At 72.1% G+C, this 16,008-nt stretch carries 17 protein-coding genes; 9 read left to right on the forward strand and 8 right to left on the reverse strand.

Annotation, left to right across the window (positions count from 1 at the left end; genetic code table 11):
* Positions 1 to 165 precede the first annotated feature (165 nt).
* Positions 166 to 1,155, forward strand: coding sequence for a GTP 3',8-cyclase MoaA (gene moaA / locus ACZ5CZ_RS34290; protein WP_468948470.1), 990 nt, complete (start codon positions 166 to 168; stop codon positions 1,153 to 1,155).
* Positions 1,156 to 1,186: 31 nt separating this feature from the next.
* Here the strand turns inward: moaA and ACZ5CZ_RS34295 are convergent, their stop codons facing one another.
* Both ACZ5CZ_RS34295 and ACZ5CZ_RS34300 read right to left on the reverse strand, forming a co-directional pair.
* Complete coding sequence (locus tag ACZ5CZ_RS34295) at positions 1,187 to 1,405, reverse strand: hypothetical protein (RefSeq protein WP_468948472.1); 219 nt, start codon at positions 1,403 to 1,405, stop codon at positions 1,187 to 1,189.
* Between the two features lie 185 nt (positions 1,406 to 1,590).
* Positions 1,591 to 1,980 carry a DUF3099 domain-containing protein gene (locus ACZ5CZ_RS34300; protein WP_468948474.1) on the reverse strand — a complete coding sequence of 130 codons (390 nt, stop codon included), beginning with the start codon at positions 1,978 to 1,980 and terminating at the stop codon, positions 1,591 to 1,593.
* A gap of 245 nt (positions 1,981 to 2,225) precedes the next feature.
* Here ACZ5CZ_RS34300 and ACZ5CZ_RS34305 point away from each other — a divergent pair, with 245 nt between their 5' ends.
* Positions 2,226 to 2,513 (forward strand): GlsB/YeaQ/YmgE family stress response membrane protein, encoded by a 288-nt coding sequence (locus ACZ5CZ_RS34305; RefSeq protein ID WP_468948476.1) that lies wholly within the window; start codon positions 2,226 to 2,228, stop codon positions 2,511 to 2,513.
* A 144-nt stretch (positions 2,514 to 2,657) separates the two neighbouring features.
* On the opposite strand, the gene tyrS is transcribed toward ACZ5CZ_RS34305, so the two are convergent.
* Genes tyrS through ACZ5CZ_RS34320 form a run of 3 tightly spaced genes read right to left on the reverse strand, consistent with a single transcriptional unit; the run spans position 2,658 to position 6,884 of the window.
* Positions 2,658 to 3,926: a tyrosine--tRNA ligase gene (gene tyrS / locus ACZ5CZ_RS34310; RefSeq protein ID WP_468948478.1), complete on the reverse strand. Its 1,269-nt coding sequence runs from the start codon at positions 3,924 to 3,926 to the stop codon at positions 2,658 to 2,660.
* A gap of 43 nt (positions 3,927 to 3,969) precedes the next feature.
* Positions 3,970 to 5,364, reverse strand: coding sequence for a metallopeptidase TldD-related protein (locus tag ACZ5CZ_RS34315; RefSeq protein ID WP_468948480.1), 1,395 nt, complete (start codon positions 5,362 to 5,364; stop codon positions 3,970 to 3,972).
* Positions 5,361 to 6,884, reverse strand: a complete 1,524-nt coding sequence (locus ACZ5CZ_RS34320) for a TldD/PmbA family protein (RefSeq protein WP_468948482.1) — start codon at positions 6,882 to 6,884, stop codon at positions 5,361 to 5,363. The genes ACZ5CZ_RS34315 and ACZ5CZ_RS34320 overlap by 4 nt, the downstream gene beginning before the upstream one ends.
* A 247-nt stretch (positions 6,885 to 7,131) precedes the next feature.
* Here ACZ5CZ_RS34320 and fabG point away from each other — a divergent pair, with 247 nt between their 5' ends.
* From fabG to ACZ5CZ_RS34335, 3 genes are all read left to right on the forward strand, one after another.
* Positions 7,132 to 7,836 carry a 3-oxoacyl-[acyl-carrier-protein] reductase gene (gene fabG, locus ACZ5CZ_RS34325; protein WP_385843274.1) on the forward strand — a complete coding sequence of 235 codons (705 nt, stop codon included), beginning with the start codon at positions 7,132 to 7,134 and terminating at the stop codon, positions 7,834 to 7,836.
* 4 nt (positions 7,837 to 7,840) lie between these two features.
* Positions 7,841 to 8,608, forward strand: a complete 768-nt coding sequence (gene fabI, locus ACZ5CZ_RS34330; RefSeq protein ID WP_385843276.1) for an enoyl-ACP reductase FabI — start codon at positions 7,841 to 7,843, stop codon at positions 8,606 to 8,608.
* A 160-nt stretch (positions 8,609 to 8,768) separates the two neighbouring features.
* Positions 8,769 to 9,119 (forward strand): hypothetical protein, encoded by a 351-nt coding sequence (locus ACZ5CZ_RS34335; RefSeq protein ID WP_385843277.1) that lies wholly within the window; start codon positions 8,769 to 8,771, stop codon positions 9,117 to 9,119.
* Here the strand turns inward: ACZ5CZ_RS34335 and ACZ5CZ_RS34340 are convergent.
* Positions 9,097 to 9,789 (reverse strand): FadR/GntR family transcriptional regulator, encoded by a 693-nt coding sequence (locus ACZ5CZ_RS34340; RefSeq protein WP_385843278.1) that lies wholly within the window; start codon positions 9,787 to 9,789, stop codon positions 9,097 to 9,099. The genes ACZ5CZ_RS34335 and ACZ5CZ_RS34340 overlap by 23 nt on opposite strands.
* Before the next feature lie 70 nt (positions 9,790 to 9,859).
* Here ACZ5CZ_RS34340 and ACZ5CZ_RS34345 point away from each other — a divergent pair, with 70 nt between their 5' ends.
* The 4 genes from ACZ5CZ_RS34345 (at position 9,860) to ACZ5CZ_RS34360 (ending at position 12,368) form a co-directional block, all read left to right on the forward strand.
* Entirely contained in the window at positions 9,860 to 11,215 is a 1,356-nt protein-coding gene (locus ACZ5CZ_RS34345) for a CynX/NimT family MFS transporter (protein WP_468948485.1), read from the forward strand.
* 43 nt (positions 11,216 to 11,258) lie between these two features.
* Entirely contained in the window at positions 11,259 to 11,378 is a 120-nt protein-coding gene (locus ACZ5CZ_RS34350; protein ID WP_385843280.1) for an SGM_5486 family transporter-associated protein, read from the forward strand.
* Between the two features lie 188 nt (positions 11,379 to 11,566).
* Positions 11,567 to 11,773: a hypothetical protein gene (locus tag ACZ5CZ_RS34355; RefSeq protein ID WP_385843281.1), complete on the forward strand. Its 207-nt coding sequence runs from the start codon at positions 11,567 to 11,569 to the stop codon at positions 11,771 to 11,773.
* A 76-nt stretch (positions 11,774 to 11,849) separates the two neighbouring features.
* The gene (locus tag ACZ5CZ_RS34360) at positions 11,850 to 12,368 is read left to right on the forward strand and encodes a SixA phosphatase family protein (RefSeq protein WP_385843283.1); all 519 of its coding nucleotides are present in this window, start codon (positions 11,850 to 11,852) and stop codon (positions 12,366 to 12,368) included.
* A 109-nt stretch (positions 12,369 to 12,477) separates the two neighbouring features.
* Here ACZ5CZ_RS34360 and serB read toward each other — a convergent pair whose 3' ends face one another.
* Together serB and ACZ5CZ_RS34370 are read right to left on the reverse strand one after the other, a co-directional pair.
* Positions 12,478 to 13,686, reverse strand: coding sequence for a phosphoserine phosphatase SerB (gene serB / locus ACZ5CZ_RS34365; RefSeq protein WP_385843284.1), 1,209 nt, complete (start codon positions 13,684 to 13,686; stop codon positions 12,478 to 12,480).
* Between the two features lie 332 nt (positions 13,687 to 14,018).
* Complete coding sequence (locus ACZ5CZ_RS34370) at positions 14,019 to 15,776, reverse strand: streptophobe family protein (protein ID WP_468948488.1); 1,758 nt, start codon at positions 15,774 to 15,776, stop codon at positions 14,019 to 14,021.
* Positions 15,777 to 16,008: the final 232 nt, after the last annotated feature.

Genomic DNA, 16,008 nt, shown 5'->3' on the forward strand with positions numbered 1-16,008 from the left:
GTACGACGGCCGCGTCGGCCAGGACTGTAGGGTCCTACGACGCGGCCGTGCCGTACCTCGTGGGATCGGGCCGCTGTCGATGTCAGTGCCGTCACGTAGTCTCGCAAGTGACGGACGAGGCAGGCAGGACCGAGAATGAGGGATCACGAGAGGGAGGGGGCCCACGTGCTCATCGACACTTTCGGCCGAGTGGCCACCGACCTGAGGGTCTCGCTGACCGACCGGTGCAATCTGCGCTGCACCTACTGCATGCCCGAGGAGGGCTTGCAGTGGCTGGCCAAGCCCGACCTGCTCACGGACGACGAGATCGTCCGGCTCATCGACATCGCGGTCCGCACCCTCGGCATCGAGGAGGTCCGCTTCACCGGCGGCGAGCCGCTGCTCCGCCCCGGCCTGGTCGGCATCGTGGAGCGCGTGGCGGCCCTCGAACCCCGCCCCCAGATGTCCCTCACCACCAACGGCATCGGCCTGAAGCGCACCGCGAGCGCACTCAAGGCGGCCGGCCTGGACCGGGTCAACGTCTCCCTGGACACCCTCCGCCCGGACGTCTTCAAGACCCTCACCCGCCGCGACCGCCACAAGGACGTCCTCGAAGGCCTCGAAGCCGCCCGCGCGGCGGACCTGACCCCCGTCAAGGTCAACTCGGTCCTGATGCCGGGCCTGAACGAGGACGAGGCCCCCGACCTGCTGGCCTGGGCCCTGGAACACGACTACGAACTGCGGTTCATCGAGCAGATGCCGCTGGACGCCCAGCACGGCTGGAAGCGCGAGGGCATGGTCACCGCCGGGGACATCCTCGCCTCCCTGCGCACCCGCTTCGACCTCACCCCCGAGGGCGCGGACGAGCGGGGCTCGGCCCCGGCGGAGCGCTGGCTGGTGGACGGCGGCCCGTACCGCGTCGGCGTGATCGCCTCGGTCACCCGCCCGTTCTGCGCGGCCTGCGACCGCACCCGCCTGACCGCCGACGGGCAGATACGCACCTGCCTGTTCGCCACCGAGGAGACCGACCTGCGCGCCGCCCTGCGCAGCGGCGCCCCCGATGAGGAGATCGCCCGCATCTGGAAGCAGGCGATGTGGGGCAAGAAGGCGGGCGCGGGCCTGGACGACCCGTCCTTCGTCCAGCCGGACCGCCCGATGTCGGCGATCGGCGGCTAGGCCCCTTCGGGAGGTCAGGCCCTTCGGGAGGTCAGGCCCCTTCGGGATCCTGCCAGTCGGCGAAGCGGACGACGTCCTTCAGGAAACCCCGCACCCCGAGGAACTGCGAGAGATGCTCGCGATGCTCCTCGCACGTGAGCCAGGTCTTGCGCCGCTCCGGCGTGTGGATCTTCGGGTTGTTCCACGCCAGCACCCACTCGGCGTCGGCGCGGCAGCCCTTCGCGGAGCAGATGGGGGTCTCGTCACTCACAGCTTCGTCTCACAGAAAGAGGCCCGAACAAGGCGACGCCGAGCAGCCACGGGGGGAGCTGCCCGGCGTCGGTCCGTCGCTCCGACGGGGGATGCGGAGCGCGTACGCAGTATGTCACGGGTACCCCTGCGCCCGGCACCTGAACTGCACGATTGATCTGAGCTTTTCTTGAGCCTGACGCGGGATCAGCCCGCGCTCTCGCCGCGTTCTGCCTGCTCAGCGCCCAGGCCGGAGCCCGCCGGAGCCTCCGCGGCCCCCGCCTCCCCGCCCCTCGGCGGAGTGATCATCGGACGCATGGGCGTGGTGACGAAGGTGGAGGGAAGCGACGGCGGCCGTTCCCGGCCCGCGTTCGCGATCACCACGGCGACATAGGGGAGAATCGCGCCGAGCACCAGCGCGACGATCGCGACGTACCGCTCGACGTTCCACAGCGAGGCGGCGAGGATCACCGACACGGTGCGGATCGACATCGAGATGACGTACCGCCGCTGCCGGCCCCGCACATCCTCGGCGAGTCCCGTCCGGGCGCCGGTGATCCGGAAGACCTGGGCGCCGCCGTGCTGTTTCCGCGTCACATTCCACCATCCGCCCGCATCGGACTCTCCCCGGCCCGGACCGTCGTCCACGCCCCGCGCGCAGCCGTGCCGGGACACCTCCACGGTACGCCGCGCACTCGCCGGCCACGAGACCGGGTCACCCGCCGCCTGCGGCGATGGCCCCGGGTTCACGCGCCGCATACGGGGGAACCCGGAGTGCGCCGTACCCCCGGCCGAACCACACTGACCGTAAAACTGACGTCGAGCCGTACGAGGAGGCAGCCATGGGCTGGTTGTGGGCGATCATCGTGGGATTCGTGCTGGGCCTGATAGCCAAGGCGGTCATCCCCGGCAAGCAGCACAGCCCGCTGTGGCTGACCACCATCTGTGGCATGCTCGGCGCCATCGTCGGCAACGCGGTCGCCCGCGCCGTCGGCGTCGCGGCGACCCCGGGCATCGACTGGAGCCGGCACATCTTCCAGCTGGTGGCCGCGATCATCATCGTCGCGGCCGTGGACGCCCTCTACATGGCGACGCTGGGCAAGCGGAAGCAGGAGAGGGCCGGGGCCTGAAAGCGGCCCCGAAAGGGGCGCGGGGCTGCATCGACATACGGCCCCGAAAGGGGCGCGAGGCCGCATCGACATGCGGCTCCGCCGCGGTGCGCGAACGACCACGACGAAGCCGCATTCCGCCGCGCACCCCACGCCCCTACGGCGTCAGCCGGCGACGACCTCCACCGCGGCAAGGTTCTTCTTGCCCCGCCGCAGCACCAGCCACCGCCCGTGCAGCAGCTCCTCCCGGGCCACGACGGCGTCCTCGGCGGTGACCTTGACGTTGTTCACGTAGGCCCCGCCCTCCTTCACCGTCCGCCGCGCGGCGGACTTGCTGGCGACCAGGCCGACCTCGGCGAACAGATCGACCACCTGGCCCGGCTCCGCGACCTGGATGTGCGGCAGCTCGGACAGCGCGGCGGCCAGCGTCTTCTCGTCCAGCTCCGCCAGCTCGCCCTGACCGAACAGCGCCTTGGACGCGGCGATCACCGCGGCCGTCTGCTCGGCGCCGTGCACCAGCGTCGTCAGCTCCTCGGCCAGCGCCCGCTGCGCGGCACGCGCCTGGGGGCGCTCCAGCGTCTGCTGCTCCAGCTCCTCCAGCTCCGCGCGGGACTTGAAGGACAGGATCCGCAGGTACGTCGAGATGTCCCGGTCGTCCACGTTCAGCCAGAACTGGTAGAACGCGTACGGCGTCGTCATCTCCGGGTCCAGCCAGACGGCGCCGCTCTCGGTCTTGCCGAACTTGGTGCCGTCCGCCTTGGTCATCAGCGGGGTGGCCAGCGCGTGCACCTCGGCGCCGGGCTCCAGCCGGTGGATCAGGTCCAGGCCGGCCGTGAGATTGCCCCACTGGTCGCTGCCGCCCTGCTGGAGCGTGCAGCCGTACCTCCGGTACAGCTGGAGGAAGTCCATGCCCTGGAGGATCTGGTAGCTGAACTCGGTGTAGCTGATGCCCTGGTCGGACTCCAGACGGCGGGCCACGGAGTCCTTGGTCAGCATCTTGTTGACGCGGAAGTGCTTGCCGATGTCCCGCAGGAACTCGATCGCGGAGAGGTTCGCGGTCCAGTCGAGGTTGTTGACCATCACGGCCGCGTTCTCGCCCTCGAAGGACAGGAAGGGCTCGATCTGGGCGCGCAGCTTCCCCACCCAGCCGGCCACCGTCTCCGGGTCGTTCAGCGTGCGCTCCGCGGTCGGGCGCGGGTCGCCGATGAGGCCCGTCGCACCGCCGACCAGCGCCAGCGGCCGGTGCCCGGCCTGCTGGAGCCGGCGCACGGTGAGCACCTGCACCAGATGGCCCACGTGCAGCGACGGCGCGGTCGGGTCGAAGCCGCAATAGAACGTGACGGGACCGTCCGCGAGCGCCTTGCGCAAAGCGTCCTCGTCGGTGGACAGGGCGAACAGCCCCCGCCACTTCAGCTCGTCGACGATGTCCGTCACGGTTCTCGTGTCTCCTTGAGTGGTCTCGTAATCAGGTACGAGGTTATACGCCCTGGCTGACAGAGCTCATATTGAAGTCCGGCACCCGCAGCGCCGGCATCGCAGCCCTAGTGAACCAGTCGCTCCACTCCCTCGGCAGGGTCTTTTCGGTGCGCCCGGCCTCGGTGGCCCGCCCCAGCAGGTCCACCGGCGACTCGTTGAACCGGAAGTTGTTCACCTGCGCGGTCACCTCGCCGTTCTCCACGAGGTAGACGCCGTCCCGGGTCAGGCCCGTCAGCAGCAGGGTCGCCGGGTCGACCTCCCGGATGTACCACAGGCAGGTCAGCAGCAGCCCGCGCTCGGTGGCCGCGACCATCTCCTCCAGGGAGCGCTCGCCGCCGCCGTCCAGGATCAGGTTCCCGAGCACCGGGGCGACCGGCAGCCCGGTCAGGGCGGCACTGTGCCGGGTGGTCGTGAGGTGCTTCAGCACGCCCTCGCCGACCCACTCGGTGGCCTGCGTCGGCAGGCCGTTGTCGAACACCGACTGGTCGCCGCCGGAGGAGTGGGCGACCACGAAGGGCGGGCACTCCAGACCGGGCTGGTGCGGGTCGCTGCGCAGGCTGAGCGGCAGCGCGGAGAGCTTCTCGCCGACGCGCGTGCCGCCGCCCGGCCGGGAGAACACCGTCCGCCCCTCGGCCGCGTCCCGGCCGGACGCCGACCACAGCTGGTAGATCAGCAGGTCCGCCACCGCGGTCGGCGGCAGCAGCGTCTCGTAGCGGCCCGCGGGCAGCTCCACGCGCCGCTCGGCCCAGCCGAGACGCACGGCCAGCTCGGCGTCGAGCGCCGCCGGATCGACGTCCTTGAAGTCCCGGGTGGACCGGCCGGCCCATGCCGAGCGGGTCCGGTCCGGCGACTTGGCGTTCAGCTCCAGCGTGCCGGTGGGCTGGTCGTGCCGCAGCCGCAGCCCGGTGGAGCTGCCCAGATAGGTGGACACCATCTCGTGGTGGGCGAAGCCGTACAGCTCCCGGCCGCCCGCACGCGCGCGTGCGAACGCCTCGCCGAGCGCCGGGGCGAAGCCGGCGAACACGGCCGAGGAGGTCTCGACGGGCGCGTCCGTGAAGTCCGGCGACTGCGGTACGCCGCTCACCAGCGGCTGTGCGTCCTCGGCGGGCCCGGCGCCGCGCGCGGCGGCCTCGGCGGCCCGCACCAGCGGCTCCAGCTCCTCGGCGGTGACGGCCGAGCGGGAGACGACCCCCGAGGCCGTGCCCTCCTTGCCGTCCACCGTCGCGATCACCGTGAGGGTACGGCCGCGCGTCACCCCGTTGGTGGTCAGCGCGTTGCCGGCCCAGCGCAGGTTGGCGGTGGAGTGCTCGTCGGCGATCACCACGCACCCGTCGGCCCGGGACAGCGCCAGGGCCTGTTCGACGATCTCGTGCGGCTTGTTGCTGCGGGCGCTCATCGACCGGCCTCCTGCGTGGTGTTGAGGATGTTGACGCCCTTGAAGAGGGCCGAGGGACACCCGTGGGACACGGCGGCCACCTGCCCGGGCTGGGCCTTGCCGCAGTTGAACGCGCCGCCGAGCACATAGGTCTGCGGACCGCCCACGGCGGCCATCGATCCCCAGAAGTCGGTGGTGTTCGCCTGGTAGGCGACGTCCTTCAGCTGCCCGGTGATCCGCCCGTTCTCGATCCTGAAGAAGCGCTGCCCCGTAAATTGGAAGTTGTACCGCTGCATGTCGATCGACCAGGACCGGTCCCCGACGACGTAGATGCCCCGGTCGACGCCGCCGATCAGGTCCTCGGTGGACAGCCCGGCCGGGTCCGGCCGCAGGGAGACGTTGGCCATGCGCTGCACCGGCACATGGGCGGGGGAGTCGGCGTACGCGCAGCCGTTGGACCGGTCGAACCCGGTCAGCCTCGCGATCCTGCGGTCCAGCTGGTAGCCGACCAGCGTGCCGTCCTTCACCAGGTCCCAGGACTGCGCCTCGACGCCCTCGTCGTCGTAGCCGATGGTCGCGAGGCCGTGCTCGGCGGTGCGGTCACCGGTGACGTTCATCAGCTCTGAGCCGTAGCGGAGCTTGCCCAGCTGGTCGAAGGTGGCGAAGGAGGTGCCGGCGTAGGCGGCCTCGTAGCCGAGGGCGCGGTCCAGCTCGGTCGCGTGCCCGATGGACTCGTGGATGGTCAGCCACAGATTGGACGGGTCGATCACCAGGTCGTACAGGCCCGGCTCGACGCTCGGCGCCCGCATCTTCTCCGCGAGCAGCTCCGGGATCCGCTCCAGCTCGCCGTCCCAGTCCCAGCCGGTGCCGGTCAGGTACTCCCAGCCGCGCCCGGCCGGCGGCGCCAGGGTGCGCATCGAGTCGAACTCGCCGCTGGAGTCGTCCACCGACACCGCGGTCAGCTCCGGGTGCAGCCGCACCCGCTGCTGGGTGGTCACGGTCCCGGCGGTGTCGGCGTAGAACTTGTTCTCGTGCACGGTGAGGAGCGAGGCGTCCACGTGGCTGACGCCGTTCGCCGCCAGCAACCGCCGGCTCCACTCCGCCAGCAGCGCCGCCTTCTCCTCGTCGGGCACCGAGAAGGGGTCGATCTCGTACGACGACACCCAGGTCCGGTCGGCGTGCACCGGCTCGTCCGCCAGCTCCACCCGCTCGTCCGACCCGGCCGCCTTGATCACCTGGGCGGACAGCTTGGCCATGGCCACCGCCTGCGAGGCGACCCGGGCGGCGGCGTCCATGGTCAGGTCGACCCCGGACGCGAAGCCCCACGTACCGCCGTGCACCACCCGGACCGCGTACCCGAGGTCGGTGGTGTCCGACGATCCGGCGGGGCGGGCGTCCCGCAGCCGCCAGGATGCGCTGCGCACCCGCTCGAAGCGGAAGTCCGCGTGCTCGGCCCCCAGCGCCCGCGCGCGTGCGAGCGCGGCGTCGGCGAGGGCCCGTAGCGGAAGCGCCGTGAAGGCTTCGTCGATGGAATGAGGCACGGAGGTCTCCCTGCTGTCGTGGCCTGTCCGTCCGATCATGGCGTGCGCGCGGCCCGGTGGACCACACCTTTCGGCACGGCGGCCCGCTCATTCTGTAGGGACCCGACAGTGACACCCCCGAGCCACTGTCGGTGCCCGATTGCCCGCGCACGCGGCGCTACCGATAGGTTTTCGATGAAGCCGCCTGTCATCGAGCTGTTCGGGCGGGTTGTCGGACATCGCAGCACGCTATCGAAAGGGTGATCCGTTGAGCCGCTCGGTTCTCGTCACCGGAGGCAACCGGGGCATCGGCCTCGCCATCGCCCGCGCTTTCGCCGACGCCGGCGACAAGGTCGCGATCACGTACCGCTCGGGTGAGCCGCCCGCCGGCTTCCTGGCCGTCAAGTGCGACATCACCGACCCGGAGCAGGTGGAGCAGGCCTACAAGGAGATCGAGGACAGTCACGGTCCCGTCGAGGTCCTGGTCGCCAACGCCGGCGTCACCAAGGACCAGCTCCTGATGCGGATGACCGAGGACGACTTCACCTCGGTCATCGACACCAACCTCACCGGCACCTTCCGCGTCGTGAAGCGCGCCAACCGCGGCATGCTGCGCGCCAAGAAGGGCCGCGTCGTGCTGATCTCCTCCGTCGTCGGCCTGCTCGGCTCGGCGGGGCAGGCGAACTACGCCGCCTCCAAGGCCGCCCTGGTCGGCTTCGCGCGCTCCCTCGCCCGCGAGCTGGGCTCGCGCAACATCACCTTCAACGTCGTCGCGCCCGGTTTCGTCGACACCGACATGACCAAGGTGCTCAGCGACGAGCAGCGCCAGAACATCGTCTCGCAGGTGCCGCTCGGCCGTTACGCGCAGCCCGAGGAGATCGCCGCGGCGGTGCGGTTCCTCGCCTCGGACGACGCCTCGTACATCACTGGAGCCGTCATCCCTGTTGACGGCGGACTGGGAATGGGTCACTGATCACATGAGCGGAATCCTCGAGGGCAAGCGCGTCCTGATCACCGGCGTGCTGATGGAGTCCTCCATCGCCTTCCACGCGGCCAAGCTGGCCCAGGAGCAGGGCGCCGAGGTCATCCTGACCGCGTTCCCGCGTCCCACCCTGACCGAGCGCATCGCCAAGAAGCTCCCCAAGCCCACCAAGGTCATCGAGCTCGACGTCACCAACGACGAGCACCTGGGCCGCCTGGCCGACCTCGTCGGCGAGGAGCTGGGCGGCCTCGACGGCGTCGTGCACTCCATCGGCTTCGCGCCGCAGGACGCGCTCGGCGGCAACTTCCTCAACACGCCGTTCGAGTCCGTGGCCACCGCCATGCACGTCTCGGCGTTCTCCCTCAAGTCGCTGACCATGGCCTGCCTGCCGCTGATGCAGAACGGCGGCTCGGTCGTCGGCCTCACCTTCGACGCCCAGTTCGCCTGGCCGCAGTACGACTGGATGGGCCCGGCCAAGGCCGCCCTGGAGGCGACCAGCCGCTACATGGCGCGCGACCTGGGCAAGCAGAACATCCGCTGCAACCTCATCTCGGCGGGCCCGATCGGCTCCATGGCCGCCAAGTCCATCCCGGGCTTCAGCGACCTGGCCTCCGTGTGGGACACCCGCTCCCCGCTGGAGTGGGACCTCAAGGACCCGGAGCCGGCCGGCCGCGGCATCGTCGCCCTGCTGAGCGACTGGTTCCCGAAGACCACCGGCGAGATCATCCACGTCGACGGCGGTCTGCACGCGATCGGCGCCTGACGCCCGTACGACACCGGATGACGCCCCGTCTCCCGCACCGCGCGGGGGCGGGGCGTCACCCGTTCGGCCCACCGGCCGGGCCGCCGCCGCAGCACCGGCGCACTCTGGATTACGCGTTCACCCGCACGTCCCTCCGCAGCCCGGCCGAGGAGGTCCCCTTGTGCGCCTGTTCCGCAGCCTGGCCCCGGTGACCGTCGCCCTGGCCCTCGTGCTCTGCCTGCCGTACGACGCCTCGCCCCACGCGCGCGTGGACGACGCCAAGCCGCCCGCGCCCGGCCTGTTCGGCGCGTCGTGCCGGATCGCCGTCCAGGGGTCCCATGTGGTGGCCTACTGTCACAATCCCTATGTCGACATCGATCGGGTGAGCCTGCACATCGAGTGCGCCCACTGGTGGGACATCGACACCGACACCGCCCCGGTGGACGCCGGTCCCGCCATGACCGTACGGCTCACCGGCCGCTGCTGGACACAGGTCCGCGCGGCGTGGGTCAGCCACCGGAAGGGGCGCTGAACCGGCCCGGGCGGCACAGGAACGGATAGCTCGCGGCCTCCTGCGCGGCCGCCTCGGCGTCCCCCGCACGGATGGCGTCCACCAGCCGCGTGTGGTCCATGTGGGTCTCCGGGGTCAGCTCCGCGCCGACGTCCGCCCGCAGCCAGTCCCGCAGCACCTCGCCCAGGTCGGCGTACATCGCCGTCATCACGTCGTTGTGCGAGGCCGCCACCACCGCCAGGTGGAAGGTGGCGTCGGCGGCCACGAAGGCCTCCGCGTCACCGCTCTGCCAGGCCTCCTCCCGCCGCACCAGCACCGCGTCCAACTGCTTGAGGTCCTTCTCGGTGCGCCGCTCGGCGGCCAGCTTCGCGGCGGCCGACTCCAATGTGGAGCGCAGCTCGGCGATGTGCCGCGGGTCGGCCCCGGCGAACCGGCGGTGCATCACCCCGGCCAGCTCGCTGGTGGCCGCGACATAGGTGCCGGAGCCCTGCCGGATGTCCAGCAGCCCGTTGTGGGCGAGGGCGCGGACGGCCTCGCGGACCGTGTTGCGCGCGACGCCGAGCTGCTCGACCAGCTCCGGCTCGGTGGGGATCCGGGAGCCGACCGGCCACTCGCCGGTGGCGATCTGATTGCGCAGTTCCGCGATGACCTGCTCGGACAGTGCCGAGCGGCGGGGGTGGCTCAGGGGCATGGCACACCTTCGCACAGCGGGGACGGCCGGAGCCGCCGCAAGGATGGACAACCAATCATCCCATGATTCTATGATGGGGCTCATGGCTAGCGAGGAAACCCGGACCGCACAGACCCCTACGGAGACCTGCGCGGACGCCCGTACGGCGACGCAACCGACCGAGTGCGGCGCGCCCGCCGCGACGAGCCCACCCGGGAACGCCGGGACATCGCCGTCCACGCGCGCGTGGACGACGCGGCTGGTCGTCGTCGGCATCGTGCTGTCCGCCTTCAACCTCCGCCCCGCCATCACCAGCCTCGGCGCCCTCCTGGAGGAGGTCCGCGACGGACTCGGCATGAGCGGCAGCGTGGCCGGCCTGCTCACCTCCGTGCCCCCGCTGTGCTTCGCGGTCTTCGGCGTCACCGCGCCCCGGCTGGCCCGCCGCTTCGGGCCGGCCGCCGTGGTGTGCGCGGGCATGGCCGCCATCGCCACGGGCCTGCTGATACGGCCGTACGCCGGCGGCACCGCCGGGTTCCTGGCCGCCAGCGCGCTCGCCCTCATGGGCATCGCCGTCAGCAACGTCCTGATGCCGGTCATCGTCAAGCGCTGGTTCCCCGACCGGGTCGGCTCCATGACCGGCCTGTACTCGATGGCCCTCGCCCTCGGCACCTCCACCGCCGCCGCGGCGACCGTCCCGCTGACCGACGCCCTGGGCGGCGGCTGGCAGCCCGGGCTCGCCGTGTGGGCGGCCCTCGCCGTCGCGGCCGTCCTGCCGTGGCTGCCGGTCGTCCGCGACCGCGGCACCGCGCCCGCCCCGCAGCACAGGCCGGACCGCGAGGCCACGCCCCAGCAGGCCGCGCTGCGCATCACCCGCAGCCGGACCGCCTGGGCGCTCGCCGTCTTCTTCGGCCTCCAGGCCACGGCCGCCTACATCACCATGGGCTGGATGGCGCAGATCTTCCGGGACGCCGGTGTGCCGGCGGGCACCGCCGGCCTGCTGCTCGCCGTCACCATGGTGATGGGCGTGCCGCTGGCCTTCGTCATCCCGCGCGTCGCCACCCGGCTGCCCCACCAGGGGCCGATCGTGCTGGTCCTCGGCGTGTGCGGCCTCGCCGGATACGCCGGTCTGTACCTCGCCCCGGCCGGCGGCTCCTGGGCCTGGGCGGTGCTGCTCGGCGTCTCCAACTGCGCCTTCCCGCTGGCGCTGACCATGGTCGGCATGCGGGCCAAAACCGGAGCGGGCGTGGCCCAGCTGTCCGCGTTCGCCCAGAGCACCGGCTATCTGATCTCCATCCCCGGCCCGCTGCTGGTCGGCGTGCTCTACCAGCAGAGCGGCGGCTGGGGCGTGCCCATCGCCCTCATGGCGGGCCTGATGGTGCCGCAGATGGCGGTGGGTTTCCTGGCGGGCCGCGACCGCACCGTGGAGGACGAGGCGGCGGCACGCTGACCCCCGCGCACACGATCGGGAGGAAGGGTGCGAGACTGGCGGCATGCAGCCTGTGCTCGACCCGAAACCGCAGAACGGCCAGAAGAAGATGCTGCTCGTCTTCGGCTCGTTCCTCGCCATTTTCGTGATCATCGCCGTCGTCGCGACGCTCGCATCGCCCTGACCCCCGGGGGCTCGCATCGCCCTGACCCGCCGGGAGGAGGGTGGGGCTTTCCCCCCATCCCCTAGGGGGTCAGGCTCAGGGGCAAGTGGGTGGTCTTCCGGATGGGTTGGCGGCCCCGGGTTCCGTAGCTTCGAGGGGTGACCGCACGAGGCGGTCAGCGACCCGCTCGAGGACCCACGGAGGCGACCATGCCGGCCCGCACCGACTCCCGGCCCCACCCGGCGACCACGGGTGGAGTCGACATCCGGCTGCCCTGGTGGGCCCTCGCCCTGCCCGCGCTCGGGTTCGTCGCACTGCTCCTGCTGATACTGAACCCGGCCGACGCGCACGCGGCGACCGACGGCCCGGCGATCACCCAGCTCGTCGAGCGCGCCCGGCAGCTCCTCGCGCGCTGAGCGGGACTCCGCGCGCGGTGGATCACCCAGCCAACTCCCTGCGCCACATGGCCTGTTTCATGCGAAGCTGGGTCCCATGAGCGTCGCAGAACCCCGCAGGATCGTCCTCTTCCGGCATGCGAAAGCCGACTGGCCCCAGGTGTCCGACCATGAGCGTCCGCTCGCCGAGCGAGGCCGTACGGACGCAGCGGTCGCCGGACGCAAGCTGGCCGGCACCGGCATCGCCTTCGACCTGGCCCTGTGCTCCACCGCCGTCCGGACCCGCGAGACCTGGAAGCTCGCCGTCCATGAACTGGCACACCGGCCGAAGACCGTCTACGAGGAGCGGGTGTACGAGGCCTCGCCCGGCGAGCTGATCGCCGTGCTCAACGAGCTCCCGGACGACGCGCGGAACGTGATCCTCATCGGCCACAACCCGGGGGTGCACGGCCTCGCCGACATCCTGTCGGGGGCTGCCGAGGGCGACGCCCGGGAGCGGATGAACCGCCGCGGCTTCCCCGCCGCCGGCTTCGCGCTGCTCAGCTTCGACGGCCTCTGGAAGAGCCTGGAGCCGGGCGTCGCCACGCTCATGGACTACTGGGCGCCCTCGGAGTGACCCTCACAGTGACCCGGTCCTGACGCCCTCCGATCCGTCCGGCACCGGACCCGGTACGCCGAAGGGCCCGGCACCCCACAGGTGCCGGGCCCCTCGCAGTCGGACCGGGTCAGTCCTCGTCGTGCGTGTCCGCCGCCTCGACCTCTTCACGGGTGATGCCCAGCAGATACAGGACCGTGTCCAGGAACGGGAAGTTCACCGCCGTGTGCGCCGCCTCCCGCACCACCGGCTTCGCGTTGAACGCCACGCCCAGACCGGCCGCGTTCAGCATGTCCAGGTCGTTGGCGCCGTCGCCGATCGCCACCGTCTGCGACAGCGGCACCCCGGCCTCCGCGGCGAACCGGCGCAGCAGCCGCGCCTTGCCCGCGCGGTCCACGATCTCCCCGGTGACCCGGCCGGTCAGCTTGCCGTCGACGATCTCCAGCGTGTTGGCCTGGGCGAAATCGAGCCCGAGCCGGTCCTTCAGATCGTCCGTGACCTGGGTGAAGCCACCGGAGACCACACCCACCTGGTAGCCGAGCCGCTTCAGCGTGCGGATGAGGGTGCGCGCCCCCGGCGTCAGCCGGACCTCGCGGCGCACCTTCTCCACCACCGAGGCGTCCAGCCCGGCCAGCAGAGCCACCCGCGCGTGCAGCGACTGCTCGAAGTCCAGCTCTCCGCGCATCGCCGCCGCCGTCACCTCGGCGACCTTGTCCTCGCAGCCCGCGTGCGCGGCGAACAGCTCGATGACCTCGTCCTGGATCAGCGTGGAGTCCACATCCATGACCACCAGCCGCTGAGCGCGCCGGTGCAGGCCCGCCGCGACGACCGCGATGTCGACACCCAGTGCCGCGGCGTCCGACACCAGGGCGGTGCGCAACGGTTCCGTCTCCACGCCGGAGACGGCGAACTCCACGGCCGTCACCGGGTACTTGGCGAGCCGGAAGATACGGTCGATGTTGCCGCCGGCCTTCGCTATCCGGGCGGCGATGGCGGCGGTCGACTCGGCGGTGAGCGGATGGCCGAGGACGGTCACCAGGGAGCGGCCGAGACCACGCGGCTGGTTGTCGCCGTGGCCCGAGATGATCTCCGCCTGCATCTTCATCGACTCGGCCCAGCTGTGCACGGTCGCGCGCAGATCGCCCTCCAGGGCGGCGGGCGGCTCGGTCACCAGGACGCACAGCACCAGGCGGCCCCGGGTGACGACCTGCTCGATGTCGACGACGTCGACGGAGTACGCGGCGAGGGTGTCGAAGAGGCCGGCCGTGATGCCCGGCCTGTCCTTGCCGAAGATCTTGACGAGGAGAGTGGGGACCTCGGAGGTCTGCGAAGCGCTCATGGTGTCACCACCGTATCCGGCACCCAGTGCCTTCCGCCGCCGAGGTCCGCCTGACGGACACGGAACAATGGGTGTCGGCGGGGTGTCGGGAATCTTGCCGCGAGCCGACACGGGTCCCTTGCCGCGCATCGCCACCCGTCCCACCCCGACTGTGCCATGAGACCCCGTACCCCCGCATGTGCGCTCCGCGCGGCCGGGAGAGGGCCGGGGAGGGGGGTGTGCGGCGTCTGCGGGTGCGGGTTGTTCGTGGCTGGTCGCGCCCACGCGGCGGAGCCGCATATCAGACACAGCCCCGCGCCCCCAGAGGGCTGCGGCCGGCCGAGTCCGCCTTCTCAGCCCCGGTCCCGCCTCGGCCCGCCGGGGTCCCGCGGGGGCGGGGGTGGTGGCGGTGGCCACTCGGGCCTGACCCTCCGTGGCCGCGGGGGAACCGGGCCGAGTGGTCCGCCGATGGTCGGCGCACCGTACATGTCGTCGCCGCCCGGTCCGGTTCCCGCGTCACGCGGCTCCTCCGGCATCCGGAGATAGGGATTGGTGTCCGGGTTGGGCGGCCGGTGCGGCTTCCCCGGGTGATACGGCCCGACGCGACCCGCGGCCCCGTCCTCCTCCGCCCCGCCGCCGTACCCCGCACCACCCACCTCACCGCCGTACCCGACCCCACCCACCCCACCGCCGTCCGCGGCACCCTCCACCTCACCGCCGTACCCCCCGCCCCGCGCCCCCGGGACCGCCCGTGTGCCAGCCACCCCGGTCACCCACGTCAGCAGTGCTCCGGCCGCCCCCGCGGCCGCACCCCAGACCGCGCCCAGCAGCAGTGCCATGCCCAGCCGTGCGTGGAGTTCGACGCCCGCGCCGAAGACGTCGACGCCGAGGACGGAGAGGGAGGCGTGGGCGGAGAGGCCGGTCAGCCAGGTGAGCAGCGGCAGGGCGAGGCCGGTCACGGCACCCAGCCGCAGGGCACAGCGACCGGCGAACCCGAGGCCGCCCCCGGCCGACCGCACCACCTCCGTCCGCACCCCGACCAGCACCCCCGCCAGCAGCATCAGCAGCGCCGCCGCCACCGGCAGCAGCCACACCCGGCCGTCCAGGTCCGCCAGCCGGACCACCGTCACCGGCTGGTCGGAGTGGGGGGTGAGAAGCCGGTCCAGGGGATGGGGGAGCAGGTGGCCGAGGGTGCCGGTGGCGCTGCCGGTCCAGGGGACGAACAGGCCGAGCGGCACGCCCAGCCAGACCCCGTTCGGCGTGCCGAGCAGTGCCACGCCGGCGATCCGCCGCGGATGCGCGTCGCCGATCGCCGCGTACCCGGCCGCCGCGAGCCCCGCCGCCACGGCCACCAGCCCCACGGTGACGAGCGCCGAGACGGCCGGCCGCACCACCCGGTGCAGCACGCCCCAGCCGGGCGGCAGCGGAGCGCGGCGCGAGGCGAGCAGGGCGAGCAGCAGGACGCCGGTGCTCCAGCCGAGCCCACCGAGCAGCGTCGCCGCGGGGTCCACCGCGAAGCCGACCGTGGCCCTGGCATGCACCAGATGGCCGATGTGGTCCGGCAGCAGCCCGCCGATGTCCCCGACCCCGGGGATGCGCACCGAGCGGCCTCCGCCCGGCAGCCGGTCCGGGCCGAGCCGGTCGCCGTCGAACGTGATGACATCGTGACCGGCCCAGGCGAGAACGCCCAGCATCGCCTCGAAGAGCGCGACCACCGCCCCCGCGCGGGCCAGCAGTTCACCGGGGGCCACCGCAACACCGGCCGACCGCAGGGACCGTAGGAAGAACCAGGACAGCAGCAGCGCACCGACCAGGCTCACCCCGAGTGGCGTGATCTCGATGGCGGCATGCGCCGTGGCCCCTTTCAGTCCGAAGACGGACACATCGCCCGACGGTGTGACCGCACCACCGGCACCGAGGGCCACAACGGCCGCCGTCATGGGGCCCGGTGAGCCCGCGGAGTCGGCCCCGAGCAGATGCAGACCGAGCGCGGCCGTGCCCGTCATCCCGAGCAACGCCCAGCTGACCGCGGCGATCGCGGACACCAGCACGTCCGTCCAGGGCACTGCCGTACCGTGCCGCGCGGTCCCGGCGTCCGTGCCAGCGCTCATCGCAGACCCCCCGATCCGCCGGGCGGCACGCACCGCCGCGCTTGTCCCCCCGCGCGGGAATCACCCGGGAATCACCCGGAAAGCGCCCGCGAACCACCACTCTCCGGCCCGGCCGCCGGGCCGTCAACGGGCGTACGGATGCGTATGCCGGCGCTGTTGGCAAGGCCCGGGTTTCAGTCAGGGGGCCAAGCCTGAAATAGTTCCCCCCGATGTTCGACATCCCTAGACTCCC

The sequence above is a fragment of the Streptomyces sp. NPDC031418 genome, assembly GCF_055581605.1.